Below are 16494 nucleotides of genomic sequence, written 5' to 3'. Positions count from 1 at the left end.
TCCACTTGCAGCTGTTTGTATGGAAATAGTACCCTCGTAGCATTTGTCAAAATACTTCAAGGTCGAACATCAGCAACAGGCAGAGGTAGATGAACAGTCTCCCACTTCTGTGCAGTCACATGTACACTGTGCAGCAGGATCATTCTTTGCGTTGCTGTATACCGCAATACGCTCTTTGCGTAACTGGTTTAAATCTTCTCGATCCACAACAACCTGCATTCCCTTTTCGGGTGTTGTGACACATGCGTATTTTTGCTCACCGTCCACCTCAACAACACAGCCTTTACAGCATCCATGCTTCCGCTTTGCCAGATAACACGGAGAAGGGATATGAATGTCATATCTGCCAGCCACTTCAAGTAATGTTTTATCGTTTTCAAAAATTTCAACCTGAACTCCATCTATCGTCATATTCATAATGCGCTCCTTTTCTGTAGTAAAACTTTCGGTCTGCCAACTTAGGACAGCCACTCATAAAGATAGACGGTAAACAGCGCTAAAAGACGCAAATTTTCGTTTTTTTTACCTCGCGTATGTAGAGAACAAAAAAAGCGGCACGTTGCAGTTGCAACATGCCGCTTTTCATTCTCTTTATATTGATCCAAATGCCATTAGCGCATCTTGAGGCAAAATTATGCGTTCGAAAGAGCCTCTACACCCGGAAGTGCTTTACCTTCAAGAAATTCAAGAGATGCTCCGCCACCTGTAGACACATGGGATACCGCATCGGAAAGTCCTGCTTTCTCAATCGCTGATGCAGAGTCCCCACCGCCGATAACGGTAATGCTGCCTTTTTCGGTTGCTTCTGCAAGCGCTTCTGCCACAGCAAAGGTACCTTTCGCAGAGGCATCAATTTCAAAGACTCCCATCGGGCCGTTCCAGACAACTGTGCCGGATTTTTCGATGACATTCTTGAAAGTTTCCATAGTCTCAGGGCCAATATCTACAGCCATAAGACCTTCTGTAATTGCGTCTTCTGCAACAATCGCTTCACTACCGATCTGACGTGCATCAAAATCAAGCTTGTCAGTCACAAGGTAGTCTGTTGGCAGCATGATCTTACCTTTACCAAGCTCAAGAAGCTCTTTCGCAAGAGGCAACTTCTCATCTTCGCAAAGAGAATTACCGATTTCACGTCCCATAGCTTTCAGGAACGTACAGGCCATTCCGCCTCCGATGATAAGATTATCAACTTTGGGCAGAAGTGCTTTGATGACATCGATTTTACCGGAAATTTTTGCACCGCCAATGATTGCGGTGAACGGACGCTTAGGTTCAGCAAGTGCTCCACCAAGGAAATCCAGTTCCTTTTTCAAGAGATATCCGCATGCACTTTTCTCCATGAAATGCGTGATGCCTTCAGTGGAAGCATGCGCACGGTGTGCGGTGCCGAAAGCGTCATTTACATACAGTTCTGCAAGCTCAGCGAGCTGTTTTGCAAATTCAGGATCATTATCAGTTTCTGCTTTGTGGAAACGAAGATTTTCAAGAAGAAGAACTTCTCCTGCGCCAAGCTTGCTCACTGCTTCTTTGGCAACTTCGCCAACGCAGTCATCCGCAAAAGCCACAGGCTTTCCTAAAAGCTCTGCAAGACGTTCCGCAACAGGTTTGAGGCTGAGAGCTTCCATTCGCTGGCCTTTCGGACGTCCAAGGTGAGACATAAGAATAACTTTTGCGCCCTCATCTACCAAATGGGTAATTGTCGGAAGAGCTGCCCTGATGCGCTTATCATTATCAACAGCACCATCTTTAAGAGGCACGTTGAAATCTACGCGTACAATTACAGTTTTCTCTTCACAATTGAGATCGTTAATAAAAAGTTTGTCCATGTTCTATGCCTCGTGGGATATGAAAATTTTGTAATAAAGAGCCCAGCAGAAACCACAGCGGCTTACCCGTTAAAAGGCAAGCCGCTGTGTATGATTCATTATGGAACTACTTAGCAGCTACGTGTGCAAGCAGGTCGAGAACTTTACAGGAGTAACCCCATTCGTTGTCGTACCATGAGATAAGCTTAACAAAATTATCATTAAGAGCAATACCGGCTTCTGCGTCAAAAATAGATGTGCAGGATTCACCAACAAAGTCGGTAGAAACAACCGCATCTTCTGTGTATGCAAGAATGCCTTTAAGCTCATTTTCAGAAGCTTTTTTGATAGCAGCTTTAATTTCTTCGTATGTGGCAGGCTTTTCAAGACGACATGTAAGGTCAACTACGGAAACATCCGGAGTAGGAACACGGAACGCCATACCGGTAAGCTTACCGTTGAGTGACGGAATAACTTTACCTACCGCTTTTGCAGCACCGGTTGAGCTTGGGATAATGTTCTGTCCGGCACCACGTCCGCCACGCCAGTCTTTGCAGGAAGGACCGTCAACGGTCTTCTGAGTAGCAGTGGTTGCGTGAACGGTTGTCATCAGACCTTCAACAATGCCGAATTCGCTATGAACAACATGCGCAAGCGGTGCAAGGCAGTTGGTAGTACAAGAAGCATTGGAAACAATGTCCTGTCCTGCGTATTCGTTGTGGTTAACTCCCATAACAAACATAGGGGTCGCATCTTTGGAAGGAGCAGACATAATAACTTTTTTAGCACCGGCACGAATATGACCGCGAGCAGACTCATCAGTAAGGAAGAAACCGGTAGCTTCCACTACATATTCAGCACCAATCTCATCCCATGCAAGTTTATCCGGGCAGCATTCGCAGGAAACACGGATTGTCTTGCCATTAACAACAAGATGGCCGTCCACAACTTCAACGGTGCCATTAAAGCGTCCATGTGTAGAGTCGTACTTCAGAAGGTACGCAATGTAATCAACATCAATGAGATCGTTAATACCGACAACTTCAATATCATCACGCTGTGTGGCAGCCCTGAAAACAAGGCGGCCGATACGGCCAAAGCCGTTAATACCGATTTTAATCATAATGTTCTTTTACTTGTGCTAAATGGTTACGTTAAACCGGGTCGAATGTAACAGCACTCGCTTGTACCATCAGTGAAGTAACGTGCGGGCGAACACGCCTTCCCCGGTACCTATGCCATACCTAGCTTCTTCATCATTGAAATTGCTAACTGCACAAACTCAAATGAACTTCTACTAATACATGACGTAGGTCGCTTGAAAAGAATAGTCCTAGAGAAATTTATAGAGCATTTTTGAAAATTATGACAACACAAAATAATGTAAACGGTCTTACTGTCAAATAGGTTCCCAAAAACAGCAGACTACTCCTAAAGCCAACAGGAGCAATACTTTTCAGCTTCCATACGGCTTTAATGTAAACGCTTTCGTCGCATTCACAGCAAAGTTACAAAACATTGATGAAAACCATGTAACTTTCTATTTTTATTTATGTTTATTTTATTTTGCGTTTTTTATTGTTGTGCCACGAATGAAACGGTTTCATCACGTCAGTTACATGGCAATATAGTGAACTAGAGGAAAAATGACTGGTATTGTTTAGGAGTGATGGCTAGGCGTTTTTTGAAATTACGCTGGAAGTGGGCTTGGTCTGCGAAACCAAGCTGGCTGGAAGCATCGGCAATAGCCTGCCCCTGCTTAAGTAATTCTTTGGCGCGCTTTATGCGCTCGTCAATCTGAAGAGCATGCGGTGTGAGCCCGTAGATTGCTTTAAATTTACGTATAAGGTGATACCGGCTCAGCCCTGCTTCTGTAGCCAGCTCTTGCAGCGAATGATTTTCCGAAAGCTGATCCAGTAACTTTTCACGCACCCTCTGGACGTGGTGTGCAGCCATCTTCCGACTGGCTGCATCTTCGCTACTCTCCTGTGTAAAACATTTGGCAACGAATTCCACCAAGGCACTTTCACAGGCAAGTGCACTGGAATCTTGCATCAAGGCAGCATACAGACCAGAAAACTCGGCATATCGTTTCCTCCCTGTTTCATAGGCTGTTGAAAAACATTGATAGTCCACAAGTGAAGAATCAAATATTTCACGCTGCATTTCCCCGATCCATTCTGCGTCCACAAAAAGCATACGATACGACCACTCTTCTGAATACGGGTTACATGAATGAACATCACCCGGATTAATCATCACCGTATTCATGGCATGAATTCTGTGCATTGCATGATGATTCATGTACTTGGCCGCTCCCTTATCAATCACACCAAATGAAAATTCATCATGTGAATGAGCATGATAGCAGGCGGCAGAGTCAACAGCCGTTCGTATTTCCACAAACGGTAAGCTGCATGTATTCAAAGAAACAGTATTGTCTTTTTTCATCTTTTTCCCGTTATCCAAGCAACATATAGAACACTGCCATACCAAGCAGACCTCCCATAGCGTAATTGAACGCCGCTTGCCGCTCCGGTGTCGACAACAAACCGGAAATGCTGCTTCCCAGCGCTCCCCATGCAGACACGCCGGAAAAACACACCAGAAAAGACATGGTGCAGAAAAACATAAGATACAGCTCCGCAGAAGCCTTTCCCGCTATGAATATGCTTACACCGGACATGGCAAAAAGCCATGCTTTTGGATTAAGCACTTGCACCAGCGCACCATCCCAGAAACCGGGCAGCGGAGCATCAATGCCTTGTGTGGAATCAAACCCTTTTGAACTGGCGATCTTGTACGCCATATACAACAAAAATACTCCACCAAAAATCTTAAGAAGCCAAGTTATTTCAGGCAAGATGTGCGCAACTTCTTTCAAACTCAGACCACAGATTATGACAACCAGAGTATACGAAACAGTCGCACCCAGAATATAGGCTGCGGCTTTTTTATAGCCCGCACGCGCACCGGTGCTTGCTGCAATAATATTTACCGGCCCAGGTGAAATTGCACCGACTAATATAAAAATAAACATGGAAATAAGAACAGACACGTAGCACCCTCCATTGAATTATCTGGAGAGAGTACGGAAAATGAAGCTCAAGATATTGAACAATATTGCGCTGAAAATTGAAAAAGTAACAATAGTGAAGAGAAAGAAGAAACTGAATCCAGTCAAGCATAAAAAAACAGCGGCATGAGATAACATTCATGCCGCTGTATCAACCAAAGAGCGTATTACACCATAAGCTCCTTGCACATGGAGCCAGCAAGTATCAGTACTATAACTATTTAAAGAAAACCGGACGAGAAGAACAACCCAGAATAAGTTCTGTCTGTTCCTTACGGCTCATTGATGTAAATTCACCAATTTTAGTCTTGTAGAAGATGCCGCCAAGAGCACACCATACTAACAGTGCCATCCAGGACTCTGATCCGATTGCACCCGGAGAACCGGGAATGGTCAAAAGGCAAAGGCAGATAACGGAACTTAATGTACCGAGTGCTGCGTTAATTTTACCTTTCTTGGAGCCTTCTTCAAATGGGTGTGCAACCATATATTTATACGCTGCAAGGCAGGAATAGAGATACGCTACAACTGTTCCGATTGCAGACATGTCTACAACCCAGTTAAGAACTTCGCGACCGAAGAACGGTGCAGAGATAGCGATAACAAGCACAAAAACAATAGCATTATGCGGAGTTTGATGTTTCGGATGGATCTGTGCAAACCATGCAGGAAGCACCTTTGCACGTCCCATGCTGAACAGCAGACGGGAAGAAGCAATAAAGAAGCCATTGATACCGGTAAAAATAGCAGCAGATACAGCAATCGCCAAAATCACACTGCCTGCATTACCAAGGCTCATTTTTGCCACTGTACCGGTTGCCCACGGAACATCCATCTGAAGCAATTCCTGATACGGCATCACCACCGCCACAGCAATTGTCACCAGTGCGTACAAGAGCACGCCCCATGCAATGGCCGACAGCATCAGACGCTGAGCATCCTTGTGTGGAAAATCAAACTCTTCTGCTGCTTGCGGGATGGTATCAAACCCAACATACAACCATGGAGCAATGGCTGTGATTGCCATAATGCTGGCAATCAACCCTTTATCTTCCGCATACAGCGGAAACAGGTTTGAAACTGATGCACTTTCCATCAGGCAGGAACCTGAGAAAAGAGCAAACACTCCGGCTACTAAAGCAAATGCCAGGAACACTTGAATTTTGCCTACAAGATCGGCACCGCAGTAGTTTAAAAAGCCACAACCGGCAAGAATAGCAATAAGCATTGCCAATTCACCCGCGTATACTTTCCAACCTACAATAGTGTATAAATACCCGACCTCGAACACACCCGGTAATAAGAAGCGCGATAATAACGCGAGGGCAGTTGCGTTAAGCGCAATAATACAGATGTATCCGAGAACGAGAGCCCAACCGCATATAAATGCTGCAGTCGGTCCGAAGCCGATGTACGCAAAAGTAAATGCGCCTCCTGCTACAGGATACTTGCTCACCATGTTTCCATAACTGATGGCTACAAAGAATAACATTCCTCCACCCAGCATAAATCCGATGCATGCTGCCAAAGGCCCTGCTGAGGGCAGAAAGCGCAGTGCAGGCAGAACAAACGCACCCCATCCAAGAATGGCTCCTAACGCAAGAGCCCATGCCTGAGATGGTTTAATAGATTTCTTTAACGCCGAAGTGTCGTCTGAATTCGTTGAATTACCACTCATAGTAAGCTTCTCCTAAATTAAGGGAACAACCGGAGCTGTTCCCAAGTTTACCTTTTAACCATAGCGTCGTTACCGGCAGGAGAACTAAATCTTGGGGACAGGTTACATACCGCCCAATAAGCAACGATGAGATTCTCATGCAGAGGGGTATCCATACGGACATGACACCGTACAACACCCATGCCTAAGGTTTTGGCACTCTTTTAGGAGCACTCAGCCCTATGCATAGCATGTGCCAACTATACGCGACTTCACAACATGCTGTTTTTAATCATTTTTTAAATCCAACACTGATTCAACGCTCAATATCAATTCATTATTGAATTACTTTTTATCCAAATCGATTCATTTTTAACTTAGATTTTCTGATATCAAGACTTTTCCCACCATTTGACAGCTCGAGCGATAATTTTACGCTTCAATCTCACTTTTCAAAACCCTAACGCGCAGTAGGATACACTGAAAAACAAAGGGCTCAGACCGGTAAGTATCTGCTCGCTTTTCAAACATGAATCATTCAATTCACTTTTGCATTATTTTGTAGAAAACAATCTGACCTATACTTTGCAAAACGGTTATGGTGACCATACAACTTTTCGTAAAGCAAAAATAACTATCTATTTTTTAAATACTTATTAATAAAAAAGTTATGCACTCTCATTTTTTGACACAACAAACTTATTTCTTGAAGCACCAAAACGCGCACGGCAAAAATAAACAAAAACAAATAAAGCAAACGCTATGCAGGCATTTCAAAAGAACCCTACTCTTCATCTACATAGCAATATGAAGGTGACAAATCATCATTTCGTAAAAAAATCGAAAAAGAGCATTTTACCGCTTTACATGGTTAGCGTTTTTGATATTGTTTGTTTGCTCAATCAAAAACAATTTTCGTAACACTCTTTTGCGGAACAAAAGGGACTGCCATGAATCTGTTTTTCAACGTTGACGACTCCAAAATCAATACCGGCTCTGCAAAACTCGCAACTTTGCTCACTGCAGCTATTCTCTTCACTGCTTTTTCCATCAAAGCACATGCTGTAGGCGCAAATGTTTTGCAGTTTGCCCAATACATTAAGTAAGACAGCGCTTACTTAACGCGGCAGACCCACATCTCCACCTGACGGTCTGCCGTCTCTCCTCCTTCATACACGTAAGGCCCTGTATATCAGGGCCTTCTGTTGTATGACAAAACGTACCATCTCAAAATTCAGGTGAATACATAAAAAATCTCCGGAGAAACAACTCCAGAGAGTGAACACTTACGCCCTTACTAGAGCGTATTTTTTGCATTTTTCTTTCTTCACTCAAAGAAAATACAAAATGTAATTTTGTTTAACATTTTAGAATAGATGCGATTGCTTAAGGAATCGCTCTCGAAACTGTTTGAAAGCACAATTAACAATTAGGACTTGATAACAAAAAAAATAATCTGCAATAGTAATTCTCAGCATTGTACATAACGTGCTTGCACGTCTCCGGTAAAGACACTGGTTTCTTGTTACGGCAGACGTTCCGGCACACAGTACCAAGGGGAATCACTATGAACCGCTGGTTACAGATTCTACTCGAGTTACTGCCGCTTCAGATATTTGCTTTATCGTTCCGGTATGTTGATGTTTCCCAGCCGGACAGCTGGATGATGCCGTTTTACGCGGCAGCAGCTACTGCTCTGGTTACCCTTGCAATTTTAGTAAAAAAACAGGTTACACCTGATCCCGTTATTATCGGGATAGATATGTATATTTTACTGAGTGCTGCATTACTCAGCGGAGGCACCGCTGGATTTCCGGTTTTGCTTGCGGATTTAAAAGCTGCTGGAATTCTTGGTGTAGTTTTTCTGGTCTCTCTCTTTTTATATGGCACCAAGCCGCAATGGCTGCTTGTATCCCATAATAAAGTTCCAGAAAAATTTGCTCAGGCTCAGCTTGCAGTAACAGCCATATGTTTTGCTGTTTCTTTCGTTTTCCGTGAAAACGCTTTCATTTCCGGATTACTGATGCTCGGTGTTTTGTATCTTGCACGGCAAGTGCTGTGCGACCAACTTTCCAAGTTCGGTTTTGCAGAACAGGCACTGTAGCGCACACGAAAAACCAGCCAAGCATTGCTGTAAACGTAGCAGACAGGATTATTTCAATGCGAGGGAGGCGCATACACGCCTCCGCCGCATTGCGAATGATCTAGTAGATTACGTGTAAGTACGGGATAAGCCCGTACACAAGCGTACCGAGGATAAGCACATAGCCGCAGCACACAACGATGGTCTTATTCATAATACGACCTTCACTACCGGTAATACCGGTTGCTGCTGTTGCAATGGCAATAGATTGTGGTGAGATCATTTTACCGGCTGTAGCACCAGCTGCGGAAGCTGATACCAGCCACGCCTGATCGACACCGATCTTTGCTGCTACCTGCATCTGCAATTGCCCGAAGAGCACATTTGAAGATGTATCGGATCCTGTAACAAAGGTACCAAGCGCACCCACCATTGGAGAGATGAACGGGTAGAAGGAGCCGGTAAGCTCGGCAATGACCAGAGCAATGGTATTAATCATACCACTGTAGGACATTACCTTCGCAAGCGCGACGATGGCCACTACTGTAATTGCAGATTTGGTGAGCTGCTTTGCAGTACTGGCCAGAACTTTAGTAATTTCGGCAACAGAGACGCCTTGAATCATACCGCCCAGATAGGTGGCGATAATGATAAGAACACCCGGTGTGGCAATCCATTTAATGGTAAATGGTTTGTCCCCGTAGATGGTGACTACAGACTTGATAGAGCCTGCTGCGTCTTTGATTGCAGGAAAAAGATTACTGCAAAGAACAATCAGCGTGAGAATAAGAATGTAAGGAACCCACGCAAGGAATTTGCTCTTTGCAGTAAGTGCATCTTCCGCTTCGGCTGCGGTGCTGCGATGTGCCATACGGGTGTATGCTATGGTTGCCGCCATACTACAGATACTCCCAACAAGACACGGGAGTTCTGCACCCATAAATTTGGCAACATACAGCTGCGGAAGGGCAAAACTAAAGCCGGAAACAATGCAAGCGCCTATTACGCCTTTCAATCCTTTGACCCCGTCAACAAGGGCAACAACAAGGAAGGTAATAAGCACAATAAATACGGTAAGCTGGAATGCAGTAAGATAGCTTACTACTTCAACAGGAATACCGGTAACACTTGCCATTGTGGAAATCGGAATGCCGATTGCGCCGAAAGCAGTCGGAACAGTGTTAGCAACGAGACAGATTACAGCTGCGTGCATCGGAGCAAAGCCCATTGCTGCAAGGATACTTGCCGGAATAGCTACTGCTGTACCGTAACCGGCCACGCCTTCAAGAAAACCGCCAAAGCCCCATGCAACAATAAGCACGAGCAAACGGCGGTCAGTTGTAATGCCTGAAAGCATTTTGGTGATAACGTTCATGCTGCCTGTCTTGGTAGACAGGTTGTAGGTAAACACCGCAGCAATAATAACGATCATAATAGGCCACAGTGCCAACGCACCGCCTTCAGCCGCAGCTGTGGCAGCATCGAATGCAGGCATGTGCCATTCACCGAATACAGCAATTGCAATAGTTGCAACTAAGGTTGCAGTACAAGTTTTATGTGCTGGGAGCTTGAGAACAACAAGCGAAAAGATAAGCCACGCAATTGGCGCAAGCGCCAATAAAAAAGACAAGTATTCCATCACAAGTCCTAGTTCAGGTATGTGTAGGTAGAGACCAGGCCAACGGAACGCTACCTACATGTGTCTAACTCTCTGTCATACTGCCTGGCTGTACCAGAGCTCAGGCAGTATGACAGTCCACCACCCTTTTTACAGGCACGGCAACATCCTGCATAAGGGCCCAGAGTAGATGCCAACCGGTTTGGTTGAGCAATCAACCGGATTAACTATCATGATGATGCTCATTAGCAAAGTCCGGCTACACATTTGCAAATAAAAGTTACCCACCTTCTTGAGACAGCATTGCGCTAAAATTCAAATGTGACTGCTCGCTAATTCACAGAGTATGACCATTTTTTGCACCCAACACATCACAACATAAGCAGCCTGTCTTTGCATATATTCTTACTCTCTAGAACAAATTTACTATTTGAAAAAACTACAATTTACTTTGCAACTTCTTCCATGCTTGCAATTTTCATCAAAAAACAAGCACCAAAATAACGGTTCCATGACTGTAAATTTAATTTACGAACACTAGGCCTGTCTTACAGAATTTAGTGCAGTTTTTTTTCAAATTTTATACATGTGCTTTTTAGCTCTCCATCTTCACCAAGCCCCAAACACAAACATTCCTCACACCACAACAGCATGATATATTGAGATATTTCAATAAAAGCACACGCAAAATGGAATTTTGCATATCTCTTCTTCTTTTTTCCATTGACACAGCACCTTAGAATATTTAAAAAACACTCATATTGATTGAGCAATCAATTTGTTCTGGTACCAAAATAACTATTCCGCAGGTTATTTCATGCACCACCATCCATGCAGGTACCTTCTAATAAATTTTTAGAAATAGAACGCTCTTCATTCGTGTGCCTTCCTTTCACCAAGGGAAGGCACACACTTTTTGTACTCCCCAAATAATCGCCTCATGAAAATATGGGGACAGATCGCTAAAAAAAGAGACCGACATATGCGGTCTCTTTTTTTGTGCTACTAAAATACTATTGAAAACGGAGTTTCGTTTCAGCTAAAAACCATATCCAGAAAAATGCGCATTGCTACGAAAAAGAGAATACACCCCAAAAACTTTTTAACAGCAGCAGGCTGCATCCGTTTATGCATAACAGATGTTCCTAGATAACCTCCACAGCACGCTGCTATTCCAGCAACAAGCCAGATGTCCCATGCGACTGATCCCATCAGAGCATAGGTTACAAACCCTGCAGCTGACGAAAAAGGTACGGCAAAAGCCGTGATTGCGGCAATCTTCTTAGGATTGAACCCTTGCATAATAAGCAGCGGAGAAATCAATCCACCGCCACCAACTCCAAGCAACCCAGAAAAAAATCCTGCCAGAACGCCGACAAGTGCCGGCCCTGCAAAAGGGTGGTCTTCCCGGTAAACAATCTCTCCCTGCTTGCCTTTAAAGAACAGCATCATGCATGATGCAAACAGTAAAAACACCACAAGCGCGCTCATCAGATACTGTATTGGTAAAAAATGCCCGCTCCATGCTCCAATCGGCGCCATTACAAGTGATGTAAGAATTACTGGAAGCCCTAGCTTTACATCCAGTCGTCTGCCTTTGATATTTGAATAGGTTGCTCCCCCCATACTCAACGTGTTGATGAATAATCCTGTAGGGCGTGCAATGCTGAACGGAACCCCAACCCACGTAAGCACAGGAATGATGGCTGCGGCTGAGCCGATACCCCCAAGGGCAAAGATAAAGCTGAAACTGAATGACAAACAGAAAATGAGAACATGAAGAAGATTCATACCATACGTCCTAACTATATTTGAACGCACGGTATCATGCATTACAGGGTGATGCACCAGATAATAACTCTACTGTATCAGTAGACAACCGCTTAAAACTTCAGTCCCTATATAGTTCTCGAACCATAACACCCTGTTCTTGAAAAAATAAAAGAAATAATTACCATTACTACAACAAAAACTAGCCGGTAAAACATCGTATTTGTATCTACAGCACTCAATTTTATTGAATAGAACGGTAAAAAATAGCCTTTGCAAAAAACTTCTCAAGCAGTTGTTTTTACGTCACAAACAGTGTACACATGCATATCATTTTTGCGCAAAACATATACTCTAACGCGTACCCACATTTTTTTACTATACATCCGTTCTTACGGAAACGTTTTGTGCCTTGATCTACATAGTGAGACGTTCCAATTACAGGGGGGGACCTGTTGCTATGCTTTACTCTTTTCGGGGGACGAATTCATGGATCAACGGTTTTATCAAACGCTGCTGGATGCAATCACAGACGGCGTCTATTTTGTTGATACAAATAAAAACATAACCTACTGGAATAAATCTGCAGAAAGACTCAGCGGCTACACCGCCGAAGAAGTAGTCGGCAATGTTTGTTCAGAAAAACTTCTCAGACATGAAACTGAAGACGGGTGCGTTCTATGCAATAACGGTTGTCCGCTTTCTGCCACACTGAAGGACGGAAAGGAACGACAGGAAAACCTGTTTATGCATCATAAGCTCGGCCACAAAATTCCTATCAATGTGCAAGCATATCCAATGATTGGACCGGACGGCAATATTGCCGGAGCCGTTGAGATTTTTTCGGAAAACAACGAATCACTGAATGTCCGCCGTGAAATGGAAGTACTGAGGAAGGAAGTTCTGACAGATAAGCTTACCGGCATCGGCAACCGGCGGTATGCTGAAATCACCATGCGCAATCTCGACTTTGCCATGGAGCAGAATCACGCGCCATTCGGCATTCTTTTTATTGATATTGATGATTTTAAATTAGTTAATGACACCTACGGACACCATGCCGGAGACAACGTACTGCGTATGGTTGCCCAAAACATGAGTAAGTCATTACGTTTTCTTGATGTATTATGCAGATGGGGCGGTGAGGAATTTGTCATATTTATTCCTAATACAACGTTTTCAACCTTATCTGTTCTTGCAGAACGCTTACGCCTGCTTATTCAAAACTCCTGGCTCATGCACGAGAACCAGAAAATTTCTGTGACGGCCTCATTCGGCGGCGCTATTGCCCGTTCGCATGAACCCAGTTCCACTGTTCTTTCCCGAGCTGATAAACAGCTGTATTTAAGCAAAGATTCAGGACGTAACTGTATTTACATTGATATTCCTGAACAAAAAAAAGTCGCATCATCCAATTGCTAAAAAAAACGGGGTGGAGAATCTGATTCTCCACCCCGAAATTTTATTATTTTTGAAATAAATTATGAATCAATTTTCTGAATAATTTCCTGTAGCTGACCTGCCATAACAGACAACTCACGGACACCTTTGGAAGCTGATACAATCACCCCAGCAGACTGTTCGGAAATGACGCGAACATCGTCCACAGACTTGTTGATATGATCGCTTGTGGCAGCTTGCTCATCCGCCGCAGTCGCAATGGCTTGAACCTGATCTGTCGAATCATTTACCAAGGTCACAATGCGTGTCAGCACCTCACCTGATGCTCCGGAAAGTTCGCGGGAACGTGCAACAGCCTTTGCGGCTTCCTCCACACTCAGTATGTTACGCTTTGCCCCATCTTGAATCGCAGTAATGGCATCACCAACTTCTTTTGTGGCCTGCATGGTCTTCTCGGCAAGCTTACGCACTTCATCTGCAACCACAGCAAATCCGCGTCCTGCTTCACCTGCCCGTGCAGCCTCAATTGCAGCGTTCAATGCTAGCAAGTTTGTCTGGTCAGCAATGTCTGTGATGACATTCATAATTTCACCAATGCCTTCTGCCTGATGTCCAAGCGACGCCATGTCCTCATGTACTTGTCTAGACAAGCGAGCAACATTGTCTATTGCAGTAATTGCTTCCCCGACAACCTTTGAGCCGTGTTCGGCTTCAGTACGTGCAGAGTTAGCCTGTTCTGCAGCATTAGATGCATTCTGAGCCACTTCTGTCACTGCAGAGTTCATCTGCTCCATTGCTGTGGCTGCTTCCAATGCGCGTTCATTTTGGCGAGATACAGCGGCATTGGTTTCCTCCATCTGGACTGCAATCTCAGAAGCAACCCGCGCAACATTTGTTGAAACTTCCTCGGATTCGCGTGCAGCTGAGGCAATTTGCTCATTTTTCGATAAAATTTCTTCTTCACGCTGTCGTAACGCAGTCAAGTCCTGATAAATACAGAGCGCACCCATAAGTTCGCCTGTCAGGTCGAATAACGGAGAAGCATGAATGTAGATTTTGCGTTGTCCGCCTTTCCGGCCGGTCAACACAACCTCACGCTTGGTTACTACATGTGTTTCAAGGCTATCTGCAAGAACTGTCCTTCTGGATGCGTCACCATAAAAAAAGTGCGCTACATTCTGCCCGTAGTAATCTTCCGGATTTCCATCCTGCTCCAAAATCGTCAGTAACGATTCGTTGGTGTACGTAAGAACTTCATTTGTATCTACAACGACAAACGGAGTATCTATTCCTGTCAGGACACCATGAGCAAAACCTAACCGGTCTTTCATACAGTTAAACAGCGATTCAATATCTTTTTCAATACTGGCGATATCACTTGCAGTTGAAGCAGAAAAAGACACTGTATAGTCACTGTTGCAGACTCTTTTACATTTTTCATGCAATACGTTAGCGGCTGTACGGAACGTAGCCAACGCAATAAAGACTAACGGTAACACAAGGATAGTAAATAAACCGACAGTTATTAAAAGCGCGGTATTAACACTTGCAACCGGGACGGTTACACCGTTTGATCCTGCATACAGAAAACCATATCCGACACCGAATGACAGCAATGCACTTGCGGCAATCAAAACAAGTTGCATCTTCAGGGAACATTTTCCCATCGTTCCACTCCTTCCCAATATCAGCGACATAAAAGCATGTAATGCAACGCATGCATTACTTCCGGCATTCTTTTTCTGTCAGCTAAAATTAACGCATAGCGCAGTTGACTGTGTTATCACACAATACTACGCAAACTTCTCTTCGGACGATTAGCACTATTCAATATCTATTTCCATAAATTAGATCAGAAAAACAGCATAATTATACATTTTCTTTATACACAACGAACATGCCTACATAGAAATTGCATTACATTTCTAACAGTTAAACTTTGTTCACATGCAAACATACTGCTTTTCTTATTTATTTTTTGTACCGGTACGTTTTATTGAAGTGCTATAGCAATATTCGGGTGGCTATTAAACAAACCCCACTATATATTGGCACAGTATTACAACAAAAAATAAAGGCGAGCTAATGGCTAGAATTGAACAGCACAACATCGTGTACAGGCGCATTGAGGCCGCAATTCATTACATTGAAGAACATGCGCAGGAACAACCAGGCCTTGATGACATTGCTGCGCATGTGCATTTGAGCAAGCATCATTTTGCACGCCTTTTCAAAGAATGGGTAGGTGTCAGCCCAATACAGTTTCTTCATTTTATTACTGTTGAGTACACAAAAGAACGGCTGGCAGAACAACAATCCATACTTGATGCAGCACACTCTGCAGGACTTTCCGGGCCTGGGCGTCTTCATGATCTGTTTGTTAATTTTGAAGGAATGACACCCGGTGAATACAAACAGCGTGGAAAAGAGCTGACCATCACCTACGACTTTGCTTCTTCACCCTTTGGAGAATGCCTGCTTGCAACAACTACACGCGGAATTTGCTATCTGGGATTTGTAGGGCAGTCGCAAGATCACCAATTTGCCGAACTGAAAAGCACCTGGCCTGGAGCATGCTTTGTAAGGAGTTCTGATGCTATTGCACCGATCATGCGTAGTATCTTTTACCCGCAAGGAAGCACAGGAAAAAAATTAACACTGCTCCTCAAGGGAACGAATTTTCAAATCAATGTATGGCGAGCCCTGCTCACCATTCCGGCAGGACACCTTGCGACATATAAGGACATTGCAACGTTGCTCGGAACCCCCAAAGCATCCAGAGCTGTGGGGAATGCGATCGCCGTCAATCCTGTCGGGTACCTAATCCCATGTCATCGTGCGATAACCAGCACAGGTGCCATAAAAAAATACCGATGGGGTTCGACTCGCAAGAAAGCACTCATTGGCTGGGAGGCAAGCAAACGAGAACTGGCGCAGGAAAGCTCCTCTCTCTAGTGCCTGACACGGGTCAACACACTACGCAACGACTTGCAGTTGTCTAAAACGCACACTGGGATTCTCAGCTATCTGTTCGCTACGATAACATTCAGCACATCTACTTCATATATAAGCCCCCTGCAT

The 16494-nt window shown here is 44.2% G+C and carries 13 protein-coding genes; 4 read left to right on the top strand and 9 right to left on the bottom strand.

What is annotated here, in order from left to right:
- Positions 1-69: 69 nt before the first annotated feature.
- The 6 genes from SP90_RS14870 to SP90_RS14845 form a co-directional block, all read right to left on the bottom strand.
- Positions 70-417, bottom strand: a complete 348-nt coding sequence (locus SP90_RS14870) for a 2Fe-2S iron-sulfur cluster-binding protein (protein WP_066858086.1) — start codon at positions 415-417, stop codon at positions 70-72.
- A 215-nt stretch (positions 418-632) separates the two neighbouring features.
- On the bottom strand, positions 633-1829 hold the full coding sequence (locus tag SP90_RS14865; RefSeq protein ID WP_066858083.1) for a phosphoglycerate kinase: 1197 nt from the start codon (positions 1827-1829) through the stop codon (positions 633-635).
- Positions 1830-1935: 106 nt separating this feature from the next.
- Positions 1936-2931, bottom strand: a complete 996-nt coding sequence (gap, locus tag SP90_RS14860; RefSeq protein ID WP_269449364.1) for a type I glyceraldehyde-3-phosphate dehydrogenase — start codon at positions 2929-2931, stop codon at positions 1936-1938.
- A gap of 512 nt (positions 2932-3443) precedes the next feature.
- Complete coding sequence (locus SP90_RS14855; RefSeq protein WP_066858076.1) at positions 3444-4259, bottom strand: helix-turn-helix transcriptional regulator; 816 nt, start codon at positions 4257-4259, stop codon at positions 3444-3446.
- A gap of 10 nt (positions 4260-4269) precedes the next feature.
- The gene (locus SP90_RS14850; protein ID WP_197498806.1) at positions 4270-4866 is read right to left on the bottom strand and encodes a LysE family translocator; all 597 of its coding nucleotides are present in this window, start codon (positions 4864-4866) and stop codon (positions 4270-4272) included.
- 235 nt (positions 4867-5101) lie between these two features.
- Positions 5102-6562, bottom strand: a complete 1461-nt coding sequence (locus SP90_RS14845; protein WP_066858073.1) for an APC family permease — start codon at positions 6560-6562, stop codon at positions 5102-5104.
- 929 nt (positions 6563-7491) lie between these two features.
- Here SP90_RS14845 and SP90_RS16660 point away from each other — a divergent pair.
- Together SP90_RS16660 and SP90_RS14840 are read left to right on the top strand one after the other, a co-directional pair.
- Positions 7492-7647 (top strand): hypothetical protein, encoded by a 156-nt coding sequence (locus tag SP90_RS16660; RefSeq protein WP_157471337.1) that lies wholly within the window; start codon positions 7492-7494, stop codon positions 7645-7647.
- Positions 7648-8108: 461 nt separating this feature from the next.
- Positions 8109-8645 carry a hypothetical protein gene (locus SP90_RS14840; RefSeq protein ID WP_066858070.1) on the top strand — a complete coding sequence of 179 codons (537 nt, stop codon included), beginning with the start codon at positions 8109-8111 and terminating at the stop codon, positions 8643-8645.
- Positions 8646-8745: 100 nt separating this feature from the next.
- On the opposite strand, the gene SP90_RS14835 is transcribed toward SP90_RS14840, so the two are convergent.
- Together SP90_RS14835 and SP90_RS14830 are read right to left on the bottom strand one after the other, a co-directional pair.
- Entirely contained in the window at positions 8746-10263 is a 1518-nt protein-coding gene (locus SP90_RS14835) for an L-lactate permease (RefSeq protein WP_066858067.1), read from the bottom strand.
- 1014 nt (positions 10264-11277) lie between these two features.
- The gene (locus SP90_RS14830; RefSeq protein ID WP_066858064.1) at positions 11278-12033 is read right to left on the bottom strand and encodes a sulfite exporter TauE/SafE family protein; all 756 of its coding nucleotides are present in this window, start codon (positions 12031-12033) and stop codon (positions 11278-11280) included.
- A 468-nt stretch (positions 12034-12501) separates the two neighbouring features.
- Between SP90_RS14830 and SP90_RS14825 the strand changes: the two genes are divergently transcribed.
- Positions 12502-13434: a diguanylate cyclase gene (locus tag SP90_RS14825; protein ID WP_066858062.1), complete on the top strand. Its 933-nt coding sequence runs from the start codon at positions 12502-12504 to the stop codon at positions 13432-13434.
- 59 nt (positions 13435-13493) lie between these two features.
- Here SP90_RS14825 and SP90_RS14820 read toward each other — a convergent pair whose 3' ends face one another.
- Positions 13494-15080 carry a methyl-accepting chemotaxis protein gene (locus SP90_RS14820; RefSeq protein WP_066858059.1) on the bottom strand — a complete coding sequence of 529 codons (1587 nt, stop codon included), beginning with the start codon at positions 15078-15080 and terminating at the stop codon, positions 13494-13496.
- 418 nt (positions 15081-15498) lie between these two features.
- On the opposite strand from SP90_RS14820, the gene SP90_RS14815 reads away from it, so the two are divergent.
- Positions 15499-16368 carry a bifunctional transcriptional activator/DNA repair enzyme AdaA gene (locus SP90_RS14815; RefSeq protein ID WP_066858056.1) on the top strand — a complete coding sequence of 290 codons (870 nt, stop codon included), beginning with the start codon at positions 15499-15501 and terminating at the stop codon, positions 16366-16368.
- Positions 16369-16494 lie beyond the last annotated feature (126 nt).

The organism is Halodesulfovibrio spirochaetisodalis (assembly GCF_001672295.1).
Taxonomy (GTDB): domain Bacteria; phylum Desulfobacterota; class Desulfovibrionia; order Desulfovibrionales; family Desulfovibrionaceae; genus Halodesulfovibrio; species Halodesulfovibrio spirochaetisodalis.
Note: the sequence above shows the minus strand (reverse complement) of the source record. Positions and strands in the feature narration are given on the sequence as shown.

Coding starts and splice junctions, on each gene's coding strand:
- SP90_RS14870 (WP_066858086.1), bottom strand. CDS start 417: ATGAATATGACGATAGATGGAGTTCAGGTTGAAATTTTTGAAAACGAT.
- SP90_RS14865 (WP_066858083.1), bottom strand. CDS start 1,829: ATGGACAAACTTTTTATTAACGATCTCAATTGTGAAGAGAAAACTGTA.
- gap (WP_269449364.1), bottom strand. CDS start 2,931: ATGATTAAAATCGGTATTAACGGCTTTGGCCGTATCGGCCGCCTTGTT.
- SP90_RS14855 (WP_066858076.1), bottom strand. CDS start 4,259: ATGAAAAAAGACAATACTGTTTCTTTGAATACATGCAGCTTACCGTTT.
- SP90_RS14845 (WP_066858073.1), bottom strand. CDS start 6,562: ATGAGTGGTAATTCAACGAATTCAGACGACACTTCGGCGTTAAAGAAA.
- SP90_RS16660 (WP_157471337.1), top strand. CDS start 7,492: ATGAATCTGTTTTTCAACGTTGACGACTCCAAAATCAATACCGGCTCT.
- SP90_RS14840 (WP_066858070.1), top strand. CDS start 8,109: ATGAACCGCTGGTTACAGATTCTACTCGAGTTACTGCCGCTTCAGATA.
- SP90_RS14835 (WP_066858067.1), bottom strand. CDS start 10,263: ATGGAATACTTGTCTTTTTTATTGGCGCTTGCGCCAATTGCGTGGCTT.
- SP90_RS14830 (WP_066858064.1), bottom strand. CDS start 12,033: ATGAATCTTCTTCATGTTCTCATTTTCTGTTTGTCATTCAGTTTCAGC.
- SP90_RS14825 (WP_066858062.1), top strand. CDS start 12,502: ATGGATCAACGGTTTTATCAAACGCTGCTGGATGCAATCACAGACGGC.
- SP90_RS14820 (WP_066858059.1), bottom strand. CDS start 15,080: ATGGGAAAATGTTCCCTGAAGATGCAACTTGTTTTGATTGCCGCAAGT.
- SP90_RS14815 (WP_066858056.1), top strand. CDS start 15,499: ATGGCTAGAATTGAACAGCACAACATCGTGTACAGGCGCATTGAGGCC.